General features: G+C 34.5%; 16 protein-coding genes. 14 read left to right on the top strand and 2 right to left on the bottom strand.

The features are described from left to right. Positions 1-106 precede the first annotated feature (106 nt). From BLV68_RS01525 to BLV68_RS01475, 11 genes are all read left to right on the top strand, one after another. Positions 107-844, top strand: coding sequence for a GntR family transcriptional regulator (locus BLV68_RS01525; protein WP_093750157.1), 738 nt, complete (start codon positions 107-109; stop codon positions 842-844). 20 nt (positions 845-864) lie between these two features. Further along, entirely contained in the window at positions 865-1812 is a 948-nt protein-coding gene (locus BLV68_RS01520) for an MDR/zinc-dependent alcohol dehydrogenase-like family protein (protein WP_093750155.1), read from the top strand. 19 nt (positions 1813-1831) lie between these two features. Further along, complete coding sequence (gene mtnA / locus BLV68_RS01515) at positions 1832-2869, top strand: S-methyl-5-thioribose-1-phosphate isomerase (protein WP_093750153.1); 1038 nt, start codon at positions 1832-1834, stop codon at positions 2867-2869. A gap of 12 nt (positions 2870-2881) precedes the next feature. Next, positions 2882-4585, top strand: a complete 1704-nt coding sequence (locus tag BLV68_RS01510) for an ABC transporter ATP-binding protein (protein ID WP_093750151.1) — start codon at positions 2882-2884, stop codon at positions 4583-4585. 4 nt (positions 4586-4589) lie between these two features. Then, entirely contained in the window at positions 4590-5348 is a 759-nt protein-coding gene (locus tag BLV68_RS01505; protein WP_093750149.1) for an energy-coupling factor transporter transmembrane component T family protein, read from the top strand. A gap of 12 nt (positions 5349-5360) precedes the next feature. Further along, on the top strand, positions 5361-6128 hold the full coding sequence (locus BLV68_RS01500; RefSeq protein ID WP_093750147.1) for an S-methyl-5'-thioinosine phosphorylase: 768 nt from the start codon (positions 5361-5363) through the stop codon (positions 6126-6128). Positions 6129-6147: 19 nt separating this feature from the next. Then, the gene (locus tag BLV68_RS01495; RefSeq protein ID WP_093750145.1) at positions 6148-6939 is read left to right on the top strand and encodes a QueT transporter family protein; all 792 of its coding nucleotides are present in this window, start codon (positions 6148-6150) and stop codon (positions 6937-6939) included. A 53-nt stretch (positions 6940-6992) separates the two neighbouring features. Further along, the gene (locus tag BLV68_RS01490) at positions 6993-8183 is read left to right on the top strand and encodes a trans-sulfuration enzyme family protein (protein ID WP_093750143.1); all 1191 of its coding nucleotides are present in this window, start codon (positions 6993-6995) and stop codon (positions 8181-8183) included. 10 nt (positions 8184-8193) lie between these two features. Beyond that, on the top strand, positions 8194-9231 hold the full coding sequence (locus BLV68_RS01485) for an S-methyl-5-thioribose-1-phosphate isomerase (protein ID WP_093750141.1): 1038 nt from the start codon (positions 8194-8196) through the stop codon (positions 9229-9231). Positions 9232-9235: 4 nt separating this feature from the next. Beyond that, complete coding sequence (locus BLV68_RS01480; protein ID WP_093750139.1) at positions 9236-9874, top strand: L-fuculose-phosphate aldolase; 639 nt, start codon at positions 9236-9238, stop codon at positions 9872-9874. A gap of 108 nt (positions 9875-9982) precedes the next feature. Next, positions 9983-12070 (top strand): YcdB/YcdC domain-containing protein, encoded by a 2088-nt coding sequence (locus tag BLV68_RS01475; RefSeq protein WP_093750137.1) that lies wholly within the window; start codon positions 9983-9985, stop codon positions 12068-12070. Positions 12071-12314: 244 nt separating this feature from the next. Here BLV68_RS01475 and BLV68_RS16210 read toward each other — a convergent pair whose 3' ends face one another. Then, positions 12315-12488: a GNAT family N-acetyltransferase gene (locus tag BLV68_RS16210; protein WP_407702333.1), complete on the bottom strand. Its 174-nt coding sequence runs from the start codon at positions 12486-12488 to the stop codon at positions 12315-12317. 279 nt (positions 12489-12767) lie between these two features. On the opposite strand from BLV68_RS16210, the gene cuyB reads away from it, so the two are divergent. Then, positions 12768-13457: a cysteate racemase gene (gene cuyB / locus BLV68_RS01465; protein ID WP_093750135.1), complete on the top strand. Its 690-nt coding sequence runs from the start codon at positions 12768-12770 to the stop codon at positions 13455-13457. Between the two features lie 32 nt (positions 13458-13489). On the opposite strand, the gene BLV68_RS01460 is transcribed toward cuyB, so the two are convergent. Beyond that, positions 13490-16426 (bottom strand): S-layer homology domain-containing protein, encoded by a 2937-nt coding sequence (locus tag BLV68_RS01460; RefSeq protein WP_159428576.1) that lies wholly within the window; start codon positions 16424-16426, stop codon positions 13490-13492. Between the two features lie 180 nt (positions 16427-16606). On the opposite strand from BLV68_RS01460, the gene BLV68_RS01455 reads away from it, so the two are divergent. Both BLV68_RS01455 and BLV68_RS01450 read left to right on the top strand, forming a co-directional pair. Beyond that, positions 16607-18214: a CTP synthase gene (locus tag BLV68_RS01455; protein WP_093750131.1), complete on the top strand. Its 1608-nt coding sequence runs from the start codon at positions 16607-16609 to the stop codon at positions 18212-18214. A gap of 69 nt (positions 18215-18283) precedes the next feature. Next, a complete protein-coding gene (locus tag BLV68_RS01450) occupies positions 18284-19906 on the top strand; it encodes an S-layer homology domain-containing protein (RefSeq protein WP_159428575.1) in 1623 nt (540 codons plus the stop codon). Positions 19907-19908: the final 2 nt, after the last annotated feature.

Below are 19908 nucleotides of genomic sequence, written 5' to 3'. Positions count from 1 at the left end.
ACATTTTCCCATGAACTGGATCAAAACTATTGACAGAAGATTCAAAAAGTGTTAGTATTAAATTAACATGTCTGATGACAGACAAGTTAAAGGAGTGAAAAGATTAATGCCTATTAAAGAGAGGTCCGTTTCCTTAAGCCAAAAAATCAAAAAAAAAATAATTGAATATATTTTGAAGGAAAATCTTCAACCTGATGATATTCTTCCTTCAGAAGCTGTATTAGTAGATATGTTTGGTGTCAGTAGGTACACAGTAAGGGAAGCATTAGCTCTCTTAGAACAGGATAAAATACTATATAAAATACATGGGAAAGGTACTTTTGTAAACAAGGTGCCCATTCAAGTTGAAAGTGGCTTGGAAAAGTTGGAGAGCATTACGGATATAATAGAAAGTTTTGGCTATAAGCCAGGCACCAAATGGGTCGATATAAAAGAGTCACTCCCCACTAGGGATATGATTCAAAAGATGAAGCTCAAACCTAAAGAAAAGGTTATAACATTTACCAGAATTAGAACTGCCGATGGAAAGATTGCGGCATATTGTGTAGACACAATTAAGAGGAGTAATATAGTTGGAGATATACCCAAAAATATTGATAAAGAGTCCATGTTTGAATATCTTGAGGAAAATTTTGGTATAATACCAGAATATGCTACTGCTGATATTATCCCTGTCCTTCCAACGGAGGAAATGAAAAAGCATATGGATATTAAAGAAAATCAATTGTTCCTATTATTGTACCAGGTTCACTATGATAAAGAAGGGCATCCTCAAATATATTCAATGGATTACTTTAATCCGGATATTTTTAAATTTAAGGTCAATAGATTAAGGCATTATTAAAGCTTAAAGGGGGTAGGTGGATGCGAGGATTGTATTTTGATGGAAAACTTCAATATAGAGAGGACATCCCCATGCCTAAAATGGAGAAGGATGAATCCTTAATTAAAATTTTATATGCTGGAATATGTAATACTGATAAGGAGATATTAAAGGGCTATAAGAAATTTACTGGGATATTAGGTCATGAATTTGTGGGAATAGTTGAGGATTCTACCGATAAAAACTTAATAGGAAAGAGGATAGTAGGGGAGATTAATATTGGCTGTTACCAATGTGAGTTTTGCAAAGAAGGTCTATATAATCACTGTTATGATAGAAAGGTTCTTGGGATGATTGGAAAAGATGGGGTCTTTGCTGACTACATCACTCTTCCTAATAATAATATTCATATAGTTCCCGAGGGGGTTTCCAACTTAGAAGCTGTGTTTGCTGAACCCTTGTCTGCAGCACTAGAGATAACGGAAATGTTTCATATCAAGCCTAAACATAGGGTAGCTATCATTGGAGATGGGAAATTGGGGCAGCTAATAGCTCAGGTTCTAAGTTTAACGGCTTGTGATCTTACCATAATAGGCAAACATTTGCAAAAATTGAATTTAGTTAAGGATAAAGGTAAAGTTGCCTTAATAGATGAGCTTAAAATTAATAAGTATTTTGATGTAGTGGTGGATTGTACTGGGAATGAACAGGGTTTAATTGTTGCAGGGGAAATAGTAAAGCCAAAAGGGACTATAATATTAAAGAGTACCTATAATTCCAATACAGTATTGAATCCTACAAATTGGGTGGTTAATGAAGTAAATATATTAGGGTCTAGATGTGGACCTATGGATGCTGCATTGAGGATTATGGAAAGAAAATTGTTTTCAGCAGATGGATTAATTGATGAAATTTGTTCCTTAAAGGATTATGAAAAAGCTTTTGATAGAAAGGCAGGTAAAGTAATATTCGACTTAAAAATGGACTAATTAGAAGGAGAGGGAAATTATGAAGGAAATAAAGACTATAGAATTCAAAGAAGATGCTCTGTACCTAATAGACCAGAGGAAATTGCCCGTTTCCTATGAAATATTTGAATGTAGAACCTATAAGGACGTATATTATGCTATTAAGGAAATGGTTGTCAGAGGAGCACCAGCTATAGGCGCTACAGCAGCCTATGGAGTAGTTTTAGCAGCCAAGGAATTTATTGATGGCGAAAAGAAAGAATTTTTGTCCAATATGAAAAAGGCCCTAAGTTTTCTTAATGAGTCTCGTCCCACAGCAGTAAATCTAATGTGGGCTATTGAAAGAATGAATAATCTCATTGAAAGAAATAGGGATTTATCAGTAGAGGATATTTATATGAAGTTAAAGGAGGAAGCAGATAGGATATTAAAGGAAGATATTGAAACCAACAAGAGAATAGGGGAAATTGGTAACCAGATCGTTGGACAAAAAGCAACAATTTTAACCCATTGTAATACGGGAGCTTTAGCTACAGCAGGCTTTGGCACAGCCTTAGGAGTGATCAGGGAAGCTTTCTACAGCGGAAAGGACATATTCGTCTATGCTGATGAAACTAGACCAAGATTACAAGGAGGAAGGCTTACAGCTTGGGAATTAGTACAAGAAGGCATACCAGCTAAGCTTATTGCAGATAGCGTAGCTGCCACATTAATAAGGGATAAAAAAGTCGATCTCATTTTGGTAGGGGCTGATAGAATTGCTTTAAATGGAGATACTGCCAATAAGATAGGTACTTTTATGTTATCCGTACTAGCTAAGGAGTATAATGTACCCTTCTATATAGTAGCACCAACTTCTACTATAGATTTCAGCATAGAAACTGGCGATGAAATAGTGATAGAGGAAAGAGATAGCAAAGAAGTAACCCATATTGAAAATATAAGAATAGCTCCTGAAGGGATAGATGTATATAATCCAGCATTTGATGTAACGCCCAATGAAAATATAACGGGTATTATTACAGAGAAGGGAATTATTAAACCTCCATTTAGGGATAACATAATAAAACTAAAATAAGGGGGAGCAATAATGGGAAAAGCTGTATCCATTGAAAACTTAACTTTTAGATATAAGGACCAAAAAAATGGCAATGCCATAGAGAATATAAATTTAGATATTGATGAAGGTCAGTTTGTGGTAATAATGGGTCCTAGTGGGGCAGGCAAATCTACCTTGGCAAATTGCTTAAATGGTTTGATACCGCATTTTATTAGGGGTGAGTACAGTGGACAAGTACTCATCAATGGAATGAATACTAAAGAATATCCTGTAAGTAAAATGGCAAAGGAAATAGGCTTGGTATTTCAGGATTTTGAATCCCAGCTATTTTCTACTAATACTAAATTGGAAATAGCCTTTGGCCCAGAAAATTTTAAGGTTGAGAGAGCAGAAATAGAGAAGAGAATTAAAGAAGTTTTAAAAACTGTCCAATTGGAGGGTTTTGAAGATAGACAACCTCCTACCTTGTCGGGAGGTCAGAAACAAAGGCTTGCTATTGGTTCAGTTTTAGCTTCCAAGCCAAAGATTATCTGCATGGATGAACCTACTACAGATTTAGATCCCATAGGCAAAATGGGTATTTTTACCATTGCTAAAGAATTACATCAAGAGGGCAGTCTTACATTAATAATAATAGAACATGAGACAGAAGAAGCCTTATATGCTGATAGGTTGATAATAATGGAAGAAGGGCATATATTGAGAGATGGGGATCCTGAGGAAATATTAAGAGATGTGGAATTGATGGATAGAATAGGAATAATGCCTTTACAAATACCTAAGTATTTTTCAAAAGTTTCATCTTTAGAAAGTCATGAGTTACCTTTAACTCCAGAGGAAGGATTAGAAAAGTTTAATAGCTTAAAACTTGAAATTGATGATAAGGAATATATCAATATAATCAATGAGGATTTGGAAAGAGAAAAAAACTATGGAGATGTATTAATCGAAGTAAAGGGTTTAGAACATACCTATCCCAATGGAAAAACTGCATTAAAGGGCGTGAATTTGACCATAAGAGAAGGAGAATTTCTTGCTATTTTAGGTCATAACGGCAGTGGAAAAACCACTTTGGTAAAACATTTCAATGGTCTATTATTGCCTACTAAGGGACAGGTTATTGTAGGTGGAAAGGATACTAAGGAATCAAGTATATTTGAAATTGGAAAGCTTGTAGGCTATGCCTTCCAAAATCCGGACCATCAGATATTTGCAGATACGGTATATGAAGAAGTGGCTTTTAGTCCTAAAATTAGAGGTTATTCGGAAACTGAGATTGAAGAAAGAGTAAGAGAGGCTTTGAAAGCAGTAGATATGGAAGGCTTTGAAAAAGAAGACCCCTTTTCATTAACTAAAGGTCAGAGGCAGAGGATAGCAGTGGCATCAATTCTGTCTGCTAGGCCAAAGGTAATCATTCTAGACGAACCAACAACAGGATTAGATTTTAAAGAACAAAGGCAAATGATGGAATTGATAAGGCAGTTAAATGAAAAGGGACATACTATAGTTATGATTACCCATACCATGTGGGTAGTGTCAGAATATGCCCATAAGGTAGCGGTAGTAAATGATGGGAAGGTAGTATTATATGGCAGTACTAGAGATGTGTTTAAAAAAGAGGAGGAGTTATTAAAAACTTATTTAAAAACACCTCATATAGTAAGCTTTAGTAATAAGCTAGGGAAAACCTTATTATCCGTAGATGAAATGATTAGATGTACTAAGGGGGTGTAGACGTATGGATATGTTCCTATATATTGATAAGGACACTTTTTTACATAGGCTGGATCCAAGAACTAAATTGGCAGTAATGTTTGGAAGTTTTGTAATTGCATTGTTGTTCGAATCCCTTCCAATATTATTAGCATTAGCAGTAATTATACTTCTATATGGCCATTCGGGGAAAGTGTTATCCAATTTAAAACGAATAAGGGTAATTCTATTCATGATTGGTCTTATGTCCATAGTCATATGGTCTATTACAAGGGGAGGCGAAACAAAATTATTAGGTCCCATTACCTTGGAAGGCATCATTTATGGCATAACGGTAGGTATTAAATTTAATGTAATGATAATTTCAGGAATGATATTTTTAAGCTCTACCACAATAGAGGGAATATCATTGGGTTTGGTAAAATTGAAAGTACCTTATAGAGGAGCCTTTGCATTTTCAACAGCTATAAGATTAGTTCCCATGATAGTTGCAACAAGCTATACCATTACTCAAGCTCAGAGGTCGAGGGGCTTAGACTTGGATTCAGGGTCTTTTATCCAAAGGATAAAAAAATATGTGCCACTAATAATACCAACCTTCGTTTCAGTAATAAGGAGTACCAATGTATTTTCCATGGCCTTAGAATCCAAAGGATTTGGCTACGATAAGGAAAGAACTTATTATATGGAATTAAGTTTTAGAAGTGTAGATTATGTGATACTCATAATTACACTGTTGTTAATATTAGTTTCCATATATGCAAAAATAACATTTAAATTATAGGAGGATAATGTCATGAGGAAAGCCATTATTGGAGGTACAGGAGTATATGATATAGGTGATGGTAGTTATTCAAAAACTATAGAAACCTCTTATGGGAAGGCAGAGGTAAACATAGTAAGGGTCCAAGGGGAAGAAATAGTGTTTTTAGCAAGACATGGAGTAAACCATTCAGTACCACCCCACCTAATAAATTATATGGCAAATATGATGGCTTTAAAGGAATTGGGAGTCAAATATGTCTATGCAACAGCAGCAGTAGGGTCTTGTAATGAGAATTATGCTCCTGGGGATATTGTGGTTATTAAGGATTTCATTGATTTTACTAAACAAAGGCCTTTAACCTTCTTTGAAGGTGGCAATGAACCAGTTAAGCATGTGGATATGAGTGACCCTTATTGTAAAAATCTTAGACAAAGATTTTATGAAGCTGCAAGAACTGAATCAATACATATTAAAGGGGATGCAGTATATGTTTGCACCGAAGGACCTAGGTTTGAAACTGCTAGTGAAATCAAAATGTATAAAAGATTTGGTGGCGATGTAGTAGGAATGACTAGCGTTCCTGAAGTGGTTTTGGCAAAGGAATTGGGAATTTGCTATGCAACGGTAGGAATAGTAACCAACTGGTGTACAGGGATGGAAGAAACCATGACCATAGATAATATGCACGAGTTATTATCACAGAATAAGGAAAAGATTACTAAAGTATTTTTAAAGGTTTTTATCGAGGGTTTGAATCAGGACAATTGCAATTGCAGTAATGCAATTGTTAAACTCTAATAAAAAAGGGGGATTTCATATGAAAGAAGTCATTAAAATGTGGAAATCCACAAAAATGGTGGTCTTAGTGGCCCTATGTGCAGGACTTTATGCAGCTTTATTAATTCCTTTTAAATCTTTAGTATTAATTCCTGGAATTACAGAAATTAGACCTGCTAGTGCATTACCAGTAGTATTTGGATTACTATTTGGACCAGCAGGCGCTTGGGGTTCTGCCATAGGAAATCTAATAGGGGATTTCTTTGGGTCATTAGGAATTGGTAGTGCTTTTGGTTTTGTTGGTAACTTTATGTTTGCCTATGTTCCATATAAAATATGGAATAATCTAGGAATAGTAGATTCCAATGACAGGGAACCCAACTTAAAATCCGGTAGGAAAATAGGGGCCTTTATCGTTGCAGCTATTGGAGGAGCTTTATCCTGTGCTCTCATTATAGGATGGGGATTGGAATTGCTTGGCATGGTTCCATTTGCCGCCTTAGGTGCTATAATATCCTTAAACAATTCAATACCATCACTTGTTTTAGGAATTCCTCTGCTAATGATATTATATCCTAGGATTAAGAAATGGGATTTGTTGTGGGAAGATATAATGCCAGAAGAAGATCTACCTAAAACAGGGCCTAGACAAAGATCAGGAGCTATAATTATGTTTATAGGAATATTAGTAGGTCTTATAGGTGGTTTAGCAGTAGCAGTAGGAGGAGGCCAAGAACTGTTCAATTTTGCTCAAGCTGGTGAAGGCGTAAGTATAGTATTGATAGCAGGACTTGGGGTATTAGCCACATTTGTTGGAAGCCTTATGCAATGATAGATCGGAGGATTATCCTCCGATTTATTAAATAAGAAAGGAGAAGAATATAAATGAAGAATGAAAAATGCAAATTCGAAACTATGGCAATCCATGCTGGAATGAAGGGAAAACATGCTAATAATGCCTTAAATCCTCCCATATACCAAACGTCTACTTTTGTATTCAATGATATTGAGCATGTAGAAAAGGTTATGTCTTTTGAAAGCGATGATTATGTCTATACAAGGGGCAACAATCCTACCTTGCGCCTTTTTGAAAATAGGATGGCAGCATTGGAGGAAGGAGAAGGGGCTGTAGCCTTTTCTTCAGGGATGGCTGCCATTAGCTCAGTACTATTTTCCTTATTAAAGCCAGGAAATAATTTAATAGTCCATAAAACCTTATATGGTTCAAGTTTCAACGTGGTAACCAACCTGTTACCCCAGTATAATGTAGAGTGTAAGATAGCTGATTTAAGGGATTTAGACGAGCTTAATAACTTAATGGACGATAATACTAAGGTAATCTATTTTGAAACCCCATCAAATCCTAATCTAACAATATTAGATATTAAAGGCATTTCTAAAATTGCAAGGGAAAGGGATGTAAAGGTGGTAATTGATAATACCTTTGCTACCCCTTATTTCCAAAGGCCTTTGACCTTAGGGGCAGATGTGGTGGTACACAGTGCTACTAAGTATATATGTGGGCATGGAGATGTAATAGGGGGAGTTGCTATCGCAAAGGATTTAGATTATGTCCATTATCTTAAATTCGATTATATGTGTGAATTTGGCGGAGTGATGAGTCCATTTAATGCTTGGCTTTTATTAAGAGGTTTAAAGACCCTAGGTATTAGGATGAGAGAGCATGAGAAAAATGCAAAAAAGGTGGCTGAATTTCTAAAAAATCATCCCAAGGTGAGGGAAGTTTACTATCCTGGATTAGAGGATTTTAAAGGACACGAATTGGCTAAGGACCAGATGAGTGGTTTTGGAGCCATGATAAGCTTTGAAATAGATGGCAGTTTAGATGATGCAAAAAAGGTAGTCAATTCCGTTAAATTAGCCCAATTGGCAGTGTCCTTAGGTGACTGTGAAACATTAATTGAACTACCAGCAGCTATGACCCACAGAGGTTATCCTGCAGAAGAGTTATCCAGATTTGGTTTAACGGAAACCATGATAAGAATATCAGTAGGTTTGGAACATCATGAAGATATAATTGAGGATTTGCATCAAGCTTTATCCCAGATAAAATAGGAGGGATAGGATGGAGCGACTTGATAAGGATTTGGCTTTCATGCTTAGGTATGAAAATATAGCCTGGTATGAGGATGGAAAGGTTAAAATATTGGACAGGCGAGTTTATCCTATTAAGGTAGAGTTTGTAATATGCGAAAATCATAAGGAAGTGGCAAAGGCTATTAAGGATATGGTTACCCAAAGTGGAGGTCCTTATATGGCAGCAGGAATGGGTATGGCCTTAGCTGCCTATGAAGTTAAAGATAGACCTAAAGTTGAAATAATGAATTATTTAAAGGAAGCAGCTTATACCCTATCCCATGCCAGGCCTACTACAGCAAAGAGAATGGAATTAATAGTAAATGAATGTTTAAAAGTAGCAGAAAAAGCAATAGAGTCTGGAGGGAAAATTGATGAGGCTATATTTAATCATACTTTACAAACGGTAAATGAAAGATATAAAAGAACGGATAAGATTGCTAAATCTCTTGTAGAACAGTTTCCAGATGAGGGTTGTATTATGACCCAATGCTTTGCAGAATCCGTTGTAGGTCTAATGCTTAGACAAGCTAAAATAAAGGGAAAAAATATAAAACTAATATGCCCGGAAACTAGACCCTATTTTCAAGGGGCTAGGCTTACTGCAAGTGTAGCCTATGAACAAGGTTTTGATGTTACCATAATAACAGATAATATGCCTGCATATGTGATGAAGAAAAAGGGAGTATCCCTCTTTACATCTGCTGCAGATGTTATTTCTTTAGATGGATATGTGGTAAATAAGATTGGAACCTTCCAAATAGCCATGGCTGCTCATTATTACGGTATTCCTTATTTTGTTACTGGAACTCCAGATAAGGGAGTAGAAAAGGTTTCGTCAGTGGAAATTGAGGAAAGGGATGGCAACTATGTGCTGGAGGTTCTAGGTAGAAGGATAGCAATGGATGGAGTTAAGGGATATTACCCTCTATTCGATATTACTCCTCCTGAGTTTGTAAGTGGAGTAGTAACGGATAAAGGTATTTACTCACCTTATGACCTAAAAAATTACTATAGAGAGGACTGATAATATGCTTATGGAAGAGGAAAGAAAATTGATCGTAGAATATGGGAAAAAGCTAATAACCTCTGGCTTGACTAAAGGAACTGGGGGGAATCTTAGTATCTATAATAGGGAAAAGGGTTTAATGGCCATAAGCCCTTCAGGAATTGATTATTTTGAAATCAAGCCCGAAAATGTAGCCATATTGAACATTAGAGGAGAACAGATTGATGGGGATAAAAAGCCATCTAGTGAAGTGGAACTCCACAGGATATTCTATGAAAGAAGGACTGATATTGATGCTATAATCCATACCCATACAATTTATGCCACAACTATAGCATGTTTAAATTGGAATCTGCCTCCTGTTCACTATATGGTGGCCTTAGCAGGGCTAGATGTAAGATGTGCAAAATATGCCACCTTTGGAACTAAGGAATTGGCGGAGAATGCTTTTGAAGCTATGAAGGACAGAAAGGCTGTATTATTAGCAAACCACGGAATGTTAGCAGGAGGAAAGGATTTAGGAGAAGCTTTTAATACAACTGAAGAAATAGAATATTGTGCAGAGCTATATTATAGGACTAAATCCATTGGAGAGCCAGTAATTCTTTCTGAAGAAGAGATGAGATTGATGCTTGAAAAATTCAAAACCTATGGACAATAACAATATTTTCCCAAATCGTAAATGGTTTGTAACTTTTATTGCCCCCATTTAAACTATAATATAGTTAAGAAAATTAACCTATTGGGTTAAGGAGAAGGGGGAATTTTAATGAGGAGAAAAATAGCTTTATTTTTGACTTTTGTATTAGCTTTAGGCGTTATTCCATTTAGCTCTTATGCAGAAGAAGCATATGATAAACAACTGGAAGAGGCCATTTTAAGGAGTAGAAAACTGTTTAACATTAGCAGTGAATACGATCAATTTGACTATAGTGTGGGTTCATGGAGTGGAACTACAGTATTCTATTTAAGCTGGTCTGATAGCAAGGGGAAGTTAGACAATGTACACGTTTCAATAGCGGTAGATGGAACCGTTTTAAGTTTTGGTAAGTGGAAACCAATTTATGAAGATCAAAGGCCTAAACTGCCAAAGATAAGCAAGGAAGAAGGTTTAAACATAGCAATGGATTTCATTAAAAAGGTTTCACCTAAGTTAGGAAATAGCATAAAACATATAGAAATTTCCCAACCCTTAAACATCAATTCCAATAGCTATGGATACTATTTTGTAAGGATAGAAAATGGAATTCCTTATTATAATAATAGAATTGATATTTCCGTCGATAGTTCCACTGGTGAAGTAACGGATTATTATGTAAATTGGGATAGGGATTTAAAATTTGCAGATGTAAAGAATCTAATTACTTTAGAAAAAGCTAAAGAATTATATAAGGAAAAGGTAGGCTTAAACTTAATTTATAAAACAAGTTATAAGGATGGCAAACCAAATGTATTTTTAACCTATAGCCCATTAAATACCAACTTAGCCATTAATGCAAAGGATGGAGAGGTAACTTCCATATACGATTTTTATCCTCTCTATGATAAGACTGCAGATATGGGAGCAGGAGGATATACTTCTAATGAAGAACTAAGTCCAGATGAGAAGGCAGCTGTGGAGGGTATTGCAGGGCTTATTTCCCAAGGAGAAGCTGAAAAGATTAGTAGGGAAATACTTGAACTAGATTCAGAATATAAATTAAATTATGTAAACCTTTATAAAAATTGGAGAGCAGAGGATAGCTATAATTGGCAATTGGATTTTACTAAAGGTTCAGATTCAAATGCTTACTATGTTAGTGTAAGCATCGATGCAAAGACTAGGGAATTGGTATCCTTCTATAGGTTTGGTCCTGAAGATTCAAATAAAAAGGTACAATATAACGAAGAAAAATCTTTAGAAATTGCTAAGGAATATATTAAGAAGATGAATCCAGATAAAATAGAATCAATTGAACTTAGAAAAAATTATGAAGGCTATAGACCCTTAGAAGAACAAAGACAGTACAGTTTCCAATTCATAAGAAAAATTGATGATGCCTATGTAGAACAAGATGGAATATGGGTTACAGTAGATGCGGTCAGCGGAAATATAAGGGAATACAGGATTGATTGGATTACAACGAAATTTCCACCACAGGAAAATGTAATATCTTTAGATAAAGCCTATGATATCCTATTTGGTGATATAGGTTTAGAACTGAAGTATTTTAGCCCTAACGCACATGGAGAAGATATAAAGGATAATAAAGAAGCCATATTAGTCTATGGTTTAAAGAGCGATAAGCCATCCATTATAGATGCCAGCACTGGAGCCTTATTAAACTATCTGGGAGAGCCATTTAAGGAACCGGAAATAATTAAATATAAAGATATAGAGAATAGTTATGCCAAGGATAAGATTAACATATTAGCTCAATATGGCATAGCATTATCCGGAGATAAGTTTAAGCCTAAGGAGAAGATGAAACAGGCAGATTTTCTATACTTATTAGCAAAGGCGCACAGCCCCTATGTGGAAATAGATCAATCAAGAGATAAATTATATACCTCTTTAGTAGGATTAGGGATTGTAAAAGAAGATGAGAAAGCACCAGAAAGGATAGTAACAAAGGAAGAAGCTGTAAAATATATTATAAGGGCCTTGAAATACGATAAAATTGCAGATTTAACTGAAATATATAAAGATATATTCAAGGATACAGGAGATATTTCACCAGGATTAAAAGGATATATTTCTATAGCCTATGGTCTAAAAATAGTTGAAGGATCCAATGGATATTTGAATCCTAAACAGGAGTTAAATAGAGAAGATGGAGCAAATCTAATATACAATTATTTATTCAATGAAATATAAAAAATAAGGTTTGTTATCAAAACTTAATTTCAAAAAACATCCAAAAACAGAAGAAAGAACATACTATATATAGTATGTTCTTTTTTTTCATATATCTTAAAATTTATTAGTAGACTTGATTGTAAACTTATTTTCTTCCATTTTACCAGTTTTCTATAACCTATTTTTTCATATAAATAGCAAAGGCCTTCTTCTTGAAGTATAGTGTCTAACTCCCATTTTTTAAAATTACTGCAATAATCCTTCAATAATTTAACAGTTTTTGAGCTATTCCTTTACCTTGTTCTGATGGAAGTATAAAAATAGGACTAATTCTATAACAACCATTTCCTTTACTAATGAGCCTTACTCTACCTACGATTTTGCCTCGGCTTTTAATTAGCCAATATGTAGTAAAATCCTGATTATATCTCCTTATTATTTGGTCTAATTTTTATTACCGGGATTAGTGGCCTAAAAGACTCTATTTGAATCTTATCAAGCAATGATAAATCATTTTAAGTGTGCTTTTATAATTTCTACATCCATAGTTAAAGCTCCTATTGATAATCACGTATGACTTTCCAAGTATCCGGTATCATATTATTATTATGTTATACCAACATTTTCCTTGAAGTGAAAATGGATTTTAAAAGTAAAAAATTAATGGTATAATTTTTAAAATGAGGAGCGAGATTTTATTAAGGAGGGATAGATTGTGATATTAGGAATATTAGGAGGTATGGGGCCTATGGCTACCTGCCAATTTTTTAAATATATTATAGAATTAACAAAAGCAGAGAAGGACCAAGAGCATTTGCATATTATAATCGACAACAACACAAATATTCCCGATAGGACAGCATATATACTGGGAAGGGGAGAGGACCCTAGATTAGAAATGATAAGGTCTGTAGTAAAGCTTGAATCCATGGGGGTAGATTATATAGCCATACCCTGTAATACAGCCCATTTTTTTTATGAGGATTTAATAAAATATACTAAGGTTCAAATTTTAAACATGATAGAGGAAACTGCTAGACACGTTGTAATAGATAAGGAGGAAAATGGAGATTGTTTTCTTTTATCTACGGAAGGAACCTATGAGTCCAAGATTTACCAAAGCACATTCAAATCTTTTGGTTTAAATATAATAGAGCCTAGCCAAAAGGATAAAAAGGTTATCATGCAATGGATATATAGAATAAAGTCTTCAGATTTTGATATAAGCCTAGAAGAGTTTGAAACCTTTGTTAATAGATATATTAAGGATGAGAATATTCCCATTATAGCTGGATGTACTGAACTGTCCCTTTTAGTTGATAGGTTAAAGCCAAAAAGAAAATACTACGATCCAATGGTCATATTGGCTAAGAGATGTGTTGAATTAAAGGAACAAGTCAAATAAAATAGAGACTGGACAAAAACCCAGTCTCTATTTTATCTAGTATAGTATTCATATCTATCGTATTCAACTATGTTGCCACTAGTATCCATTATATATTTTGGTTCCTTTGCCAATCTTATAATATATCCATCAGAGTTGAATTTTCCGTTTATTTTAATCCTTATGGTTTTTCCGTCAGAGTCTAATGAAGTTTCATACTCGGATTGATCAAGTATTCCTTCGCCTATGGACTCTATTATCAAATCGTTTCTAAATAGTTTTTCTATTTCCTTATCTAATTTTTCTGTAAAGGGCAAGTAGATTGTATTGCCGCTAGTGTCGAGCCAATCCCTTCTTGAATTAATAAGGGGCTTTACCTTATCCTTGACTTCTATGGAAGTGGCTTTGGCATTGGTTCCTAAAATGGTTTCTATTGAATTTCTATCCCTAATAGATAGTTTTCCATCAATAGTAGTTTGAGATCTATCCAGTAAGATTATAGAAACCTCTTTAGTGCCATCACATATAACTTCATAAATACTGTGTCCAGAAATTGAAAAATCCCTTTCAGATGCATAAAAGATTGGTTGATCAAATATTACTAGTATTTTATCTGGTTCAATAAGCTTAGCTTCTTGAACGATAGCTTGGCCTTGATTTTGTCCGTCGAATTTGAGCCTTGTTGGTTCCATTAATATTCCACTGCTAGATTTTAAACTTCTAATTTCCAATTCGGTGATATTTTTGTCTCTGCCTATGTTTATCCTTTTACCATCAATTCTTTCGGGTAATATGATTTTATATACTCTACCATCATTTATAGACATAAATTCAGTTTCTTCAGGAAGATAAGCATATTCATTATCAAATCGGATTAAATAATTTTCTCTATTTTCTACAGTGGATAAATCCATATCCTTGTTGAATATGATTATTATCTCATTTCCCTTTGCTGAATAGCTTTCAATTTTAGGGGCTTCCACATCTTCTATATATATAGTTTCTTCAAAAGGCACTATGGGATTTCTTAAAGGAGTGGTATCCCTTATTCCATCCATAGAAATGGTACTATACCCTATGGGCAAGTGATTAGTCAAATGTATCTTATATTCTCTACCAGATCCCTCTACGCTGCTAACAAATACTCTATTGCCTTTTTCATCTTTGATATTATAATAGTTTCTATTTCCTCCATCTACGTTTTTGCTAAAATATACAGTAATTGTCTTTCCATCCTGAGATATGGTTAATTTAACCACTTCAGGTTGACTATCATCTACCTCAGGTTTAACATTTATTTTCCAATTTCTCAACTTATTATCGGAGTAATCCGCCACATTATCTAAATACAACGTAATTTCGTAACTAGGTAGATTGTCTTTTGAATAATCTAAAATGACTTGATCTCCTGAAACTTTTACGCTGCTGGGATATTTTTTTCGTGAACCTGATTCCCAATAAAAGCTGTTCCTTGAGATGGAATCGGGGTCTATATCTTCATCGAATTGGATCACTACTTCATCCATTGTGGCATAAGCATTAATTACTTTAGGTGGATTTTCATCCTCTATAATATCAAAGGGAAAATTTTGGTCTAATCCCTCAAATCCTGCATAATCAATTAATCCCGATATGCTTAAAATATGTCTTCCTTCTTCTAAAGCATAGCGAGAGGAGTAAAATCTTAATATGATTATATCGTTTTCTGTTTCTACCTGAGCAGAAACAGCTTTGCCATCTATTTTAAAATTGGATGATTTGGGATTTTTAATTGGCTCTGACATATGGATTTTTATGCCCTTATTACCCAGTTGACTTACATCTAATATTTTCGGCATATCTTTATCAATTACAGTAAATTCCCTATCCTTTATACTTAATTCTTCGCCTTTTGCTGATTTAATCTTATTTATGGAGATTCTATATGTACTTTGATTTTTCATAGTTTCATTAAGAGTAAGTATTACAGTTGTATCGTTTTCGGCTAGCCTAACGGATTTTATAGTTCCTGCATTAGTAATGTATTTACTTGCAAATAGGCTGGAAGCCTTATCTACTGGTGCGGTAAAATTGATTTTTATCTCTTTTAAATTATCTGATTTTATATTATTTAGCTCAAAAGGGAGTTCTTCAATTGTAAAAGTTTGGACTTTAGTGTTTAATTCATTACTCAAAAATTTATATTCATATTTCCCAGGTTGTAAATTTTCTACTATATAAGAAAACCGCCCATCCTCTTCTAAAGGGATATTATAATATTCCTCGCCAGAAGTAATGCTTGAAGAAAGGGGCTTTAAATGGAGCTTTAAAACATTAGTCCCTTTTGCAACCCCCTCAAATTTTATATTGTTCTTGTCGAGCGTATGAATAGACGTTACCTCGAATACATCTGGTATGTTTAAGTTTAGCTCCTGGGCTAATGTATTAGAAGAACCTTTTGGATATTGCCTTAATGCATTGAGGGTCATAGCTGCCATTACCCCTCTTTTTAGATTAGCAGTAGGTTCAACTGAAATTCCTTCCATCAACTTCAACTCTTTGGCTATTTCTGGAACTTGAGTATAGTCTTTTGCCTCATCTGCACGACGAAGTACCCTTAAAAGTAATGTTTGAAATTGCTGGACTTTTATCGGTTGATTAAATCCAAATTTATTCTCTCCAATTCCTATGATTAGGCCCTTGTCCACTGCCCATGAGATAAAGGGTTTATAATAAGAACTTTTAACATCGGAAAAAGTATTCTTTACTGGATATTTTTTTGCAATATCTTCTTCATTATATAATCTGCTTATGAGGACTACCATATCCTCTCTTTTAAGATTTTGATCTAGCATTAGATCGCCTGTTTCCGAACCTTTCAACACTCCTATGCTTTTCAATATTTGTCCTGCTTGATTATAAAAAACCTCTTCATCATTTGTACTGTATATGAAAGAAACATTTGAAAATATCATAATTAATGCTAGAACTAGTGAGTATATTCTCTTCATCATTAACTCTCCCTTCATAGTTATTCTACTATACATTATACACCATTTAGATGGCTATAAATATTACATTATAATTACAATAGATTGGTGTATAATAGAAAATAGATTAATCAAGTAATTGACAGATTAGGTATGATGGTATAAAATACTATAGTTATAAAATTTGGGGAGGTTTTTGAAATGCCTACTAAGTATATATTCATTACGGGAGGAGTAGTGTCTTCCTTAGGTAAAGGAATTACTGCTGCTAGTTTAGGGCAATTGTTAAAAAGTAGAGGTCTTAAAGTAACCATTCAAAAATTTGATCCTTATATTAATGTAGACCCAGGTGAAATGAGTCCTTATCAACATGGTGAGGTATTTGTAACTGATGATGGAGCAGAAACGGATTTGGATTTAGGCCACTATGAAAGGTTCATCGACATCAACCTGAATAAATATAGCAATGTAACTACAGGAAAGATCTATTGGGCTGTTTTAAATAAGGAGAGAAAGGGAGAATACGACGGAAAAACTGTACAGGTCATCCCCCATATTACCAACGAAATCAAGGATAGGATAAAAAGGGTTACTAGAGATAGGGAAGTAGATGTGGTAATAACTGAAATAGGAGGTACTGTAGGAGATATTGAGTCTTTACCATTTTTAGAAGCCATTAGGCAGATAAAATATGATGTAGGAAAGGATAATGTAATGTATATTCATGTAACCTTAGTTCCTTACCTTTCTTCAGCAGGGGAGTTAAAGACCAAACCAACCCAACATAGCGTTAAGGAATTAAGGAGTATAGGTATACAGCCAGATGTTTTGATTTGTAGAACGGAACAACCTTTATCCCAAGATTTAAAGAGAAAAATTGCCCTCTTCTGCGATTTAGACCCCTCAGAAGTTATTGAAAATTTAGATGCGGAAACCCTATACGAGATACCATTAATGTTAGAAAAACAAGGACTTTCTCAATTGGTAATTGACCATCTTAATTTAAAATGTGGTGAGTTGGATTTAACCGAGTGGAATGATATAGTGAATAGGATCAAATCCTTAAAGGAAAAAGTAACCATAGCTTTGGTTGGTAAATATGTGGAGCTGAAGGACGCATATTTATCGGTAGCAGAATCCTTAAAACATGCGGGCATATTTAATGATGTAGATGTAGACATTAAATGGATACAGGCAGAAGATGTAAATGATAGCAATGTAAGGGAACTACTTGAAGGTGTTCATGGTATAATAGTTCCTGGAGGATTTGGTGATAGGGGAATAGATGGAAAGATTTCTACTGTTAAATATGCTAGGGAGAATAATATACCCTTCTTTGGATTAAGTTTGGGAATGCAATTGGCAGTAATTGAATTTGCTAGGAATGTAATTGGACTTAAAGATGCCCATTCGACTGAAATAGATCCAAATACCCCTTATCCAGTTATAGACCTAATGCCTGAGCAAAAAGATATAGAACTTACTAATGGCAGCATGAGATTGGGGTTATACCCATGTAAACTAGTTGAAGGTTCAAAAGTTAAGGAAATCTATCAAGAGGAAATAATATATGAGAGACATAGGCATAAATATGAATTTAATAACCTTTTTAGAGACAGATTAGAAGAAAAAGGACTAATAATAAGTGGAATTTCACCTGATGGAAGATTGGTTGAAATAGTGGAGTTAAAGGACCATCCTTGGTTTGTAGGAGTACAATTCCATCCAGAGTTTAAATCTAGGCCCACTCGATCCCATCCTCTATTCAAAGATTTTATAAGAGCTGCTAAAGAAAAGAAAAATAAATAAAGGAGATTAACAAAGTTTGTAGAATATTATAACTGGATGGCATTTTATATTGACAAAGGGGGAGGTATTTTGACAAGTCAAAAGTACCGAAGAATAACCATTTTGTTTGTTGTAATATTATTCAGTTTAAGTGTTTTTTCAGCTTATGGAGCTAGCATGTTTACTGATATGGTTGAAACCCATTGGGCTTATGAATATGTGGAAAAGTTGGTTGATATAGGTCTCATGGATGGCTATGAAGATGCTACCTTTAGGCCTAATCAGATAGTTAATACTGCCGATGCGCTGGTATATATAACAAGACTTTTTAATTTTACTGAAGAAGAAATTGAAAAGAAGCGGAATGAATATGCTCACGTATTGAATAGATTTGATCTATCCGAGGAAAGGGAAAATGCAATAGCCATTGCTTTATCTGAAGATTTGATAACGGAAGCCTATGTTAATAATAATCTATTTAGTAAAGGAGAATTAAGGGAAGCTACAAAGGCTGAGATATCTAAATACTTTGCCATAGCATTGGGAATGGAGGAAAGGGAAGAGGGGGTATATGCACTTTTATACAATGATACAGACCTTATCCCGGAAAGGACTAGGCCCTATATCAAGTTCTTAATTGATAAGGGCATATTAGATGCTAAAGGGGATGAAACTGGTAATTTTAATCCCAATCAGCCTGTTACTAGAGCTGTATTAGCTAAAATGCTATATTTATCTTATACTCAATTACATGAGAATTCTATAACTCCCCCAAAGGCTAATGAAAAGGAACCTGAGAGGGTAAATGCAGGGGAAATTATAGATGATAAAAAAGGATTAACTGGAATTATTACTGGAAAGATTGACAAATTTCTTATTATAGACCATGGACATAGAGTGGATTCTTACCAATTAGCTAAGGATGCTAAAATAATCATAGGCGGTAACGAAAGAAGTATTTATGATATAGAAGAGGGAATGACCGTTAGGGTTACAGTAGACGAGGGAAATATTATAAAATCCTTAACTGTAGATAAGGATTTAGACATTTTCACTGGAACTATAAGTAAAATAAACTTTGGAAGTTTTACCTCTTCCATTTTTGTGACCTCTGCGGAAGGCGTTACTAAGGCTTTTAATATCCTAGACAACACCCATATAAGATTAAATGGGAGGACAGCTTATTTATTTAGCATTAAAGAAGGCGATTGGGTAAAAGTTGAAGTTTTTGATAACATAGCTCTAACCGTCATTGGTGAAAGCAGAGATGGGAAAGTAGAAGGTATAATCAAAGACATTAATCTTGATGAGAATATAATATCGGTGGAAAGAGAAGATGGATCTGTCCATGAGTATTTGGCAGGAAAAGGTCTAATTATTAACAGGAATTTTAATGGAGTTTCTTTAGAGGATTTGAGAAGGGGAGATAGGGTGGTATTATCCATAGCTAATGAAGAATTAGAATCCATAGAAGCTGAATCCGTTCCGGGAACAGACGAAGGGTATATTAAGGAAGTATTTATTTCTCGAACCCCTAAATTAACCATATTGAACCATAAGGAAGAGATTAAAGATTATCATGTTTCTTCTAAGGTCCTAATAAAAAAGGACGGGGAAATAAGAACAATATACGATTTGAGATTAGAGGACTACGTGAAATTGAATTTAGAAAGCGATGAGATAATGATCATTGAAGTAGAAAACAAAAAATAAGA

Source organism: Tepidimicrobium xylanilyticum (assembly GCF_900106765.1).
GTDB classification, from domain to species: Bacteria; Bacillota; Clostridia; order Tissierellales; family Tepidimicrobiaceae; genus Tepidimicrobium; species Tepidimicrobium xylanilyticum.
The sequence above is the reverse complement of the archived record's forward strand: the minus strand, read 5'-3'. Positions and strand labels throughout refer to the sequence as shown.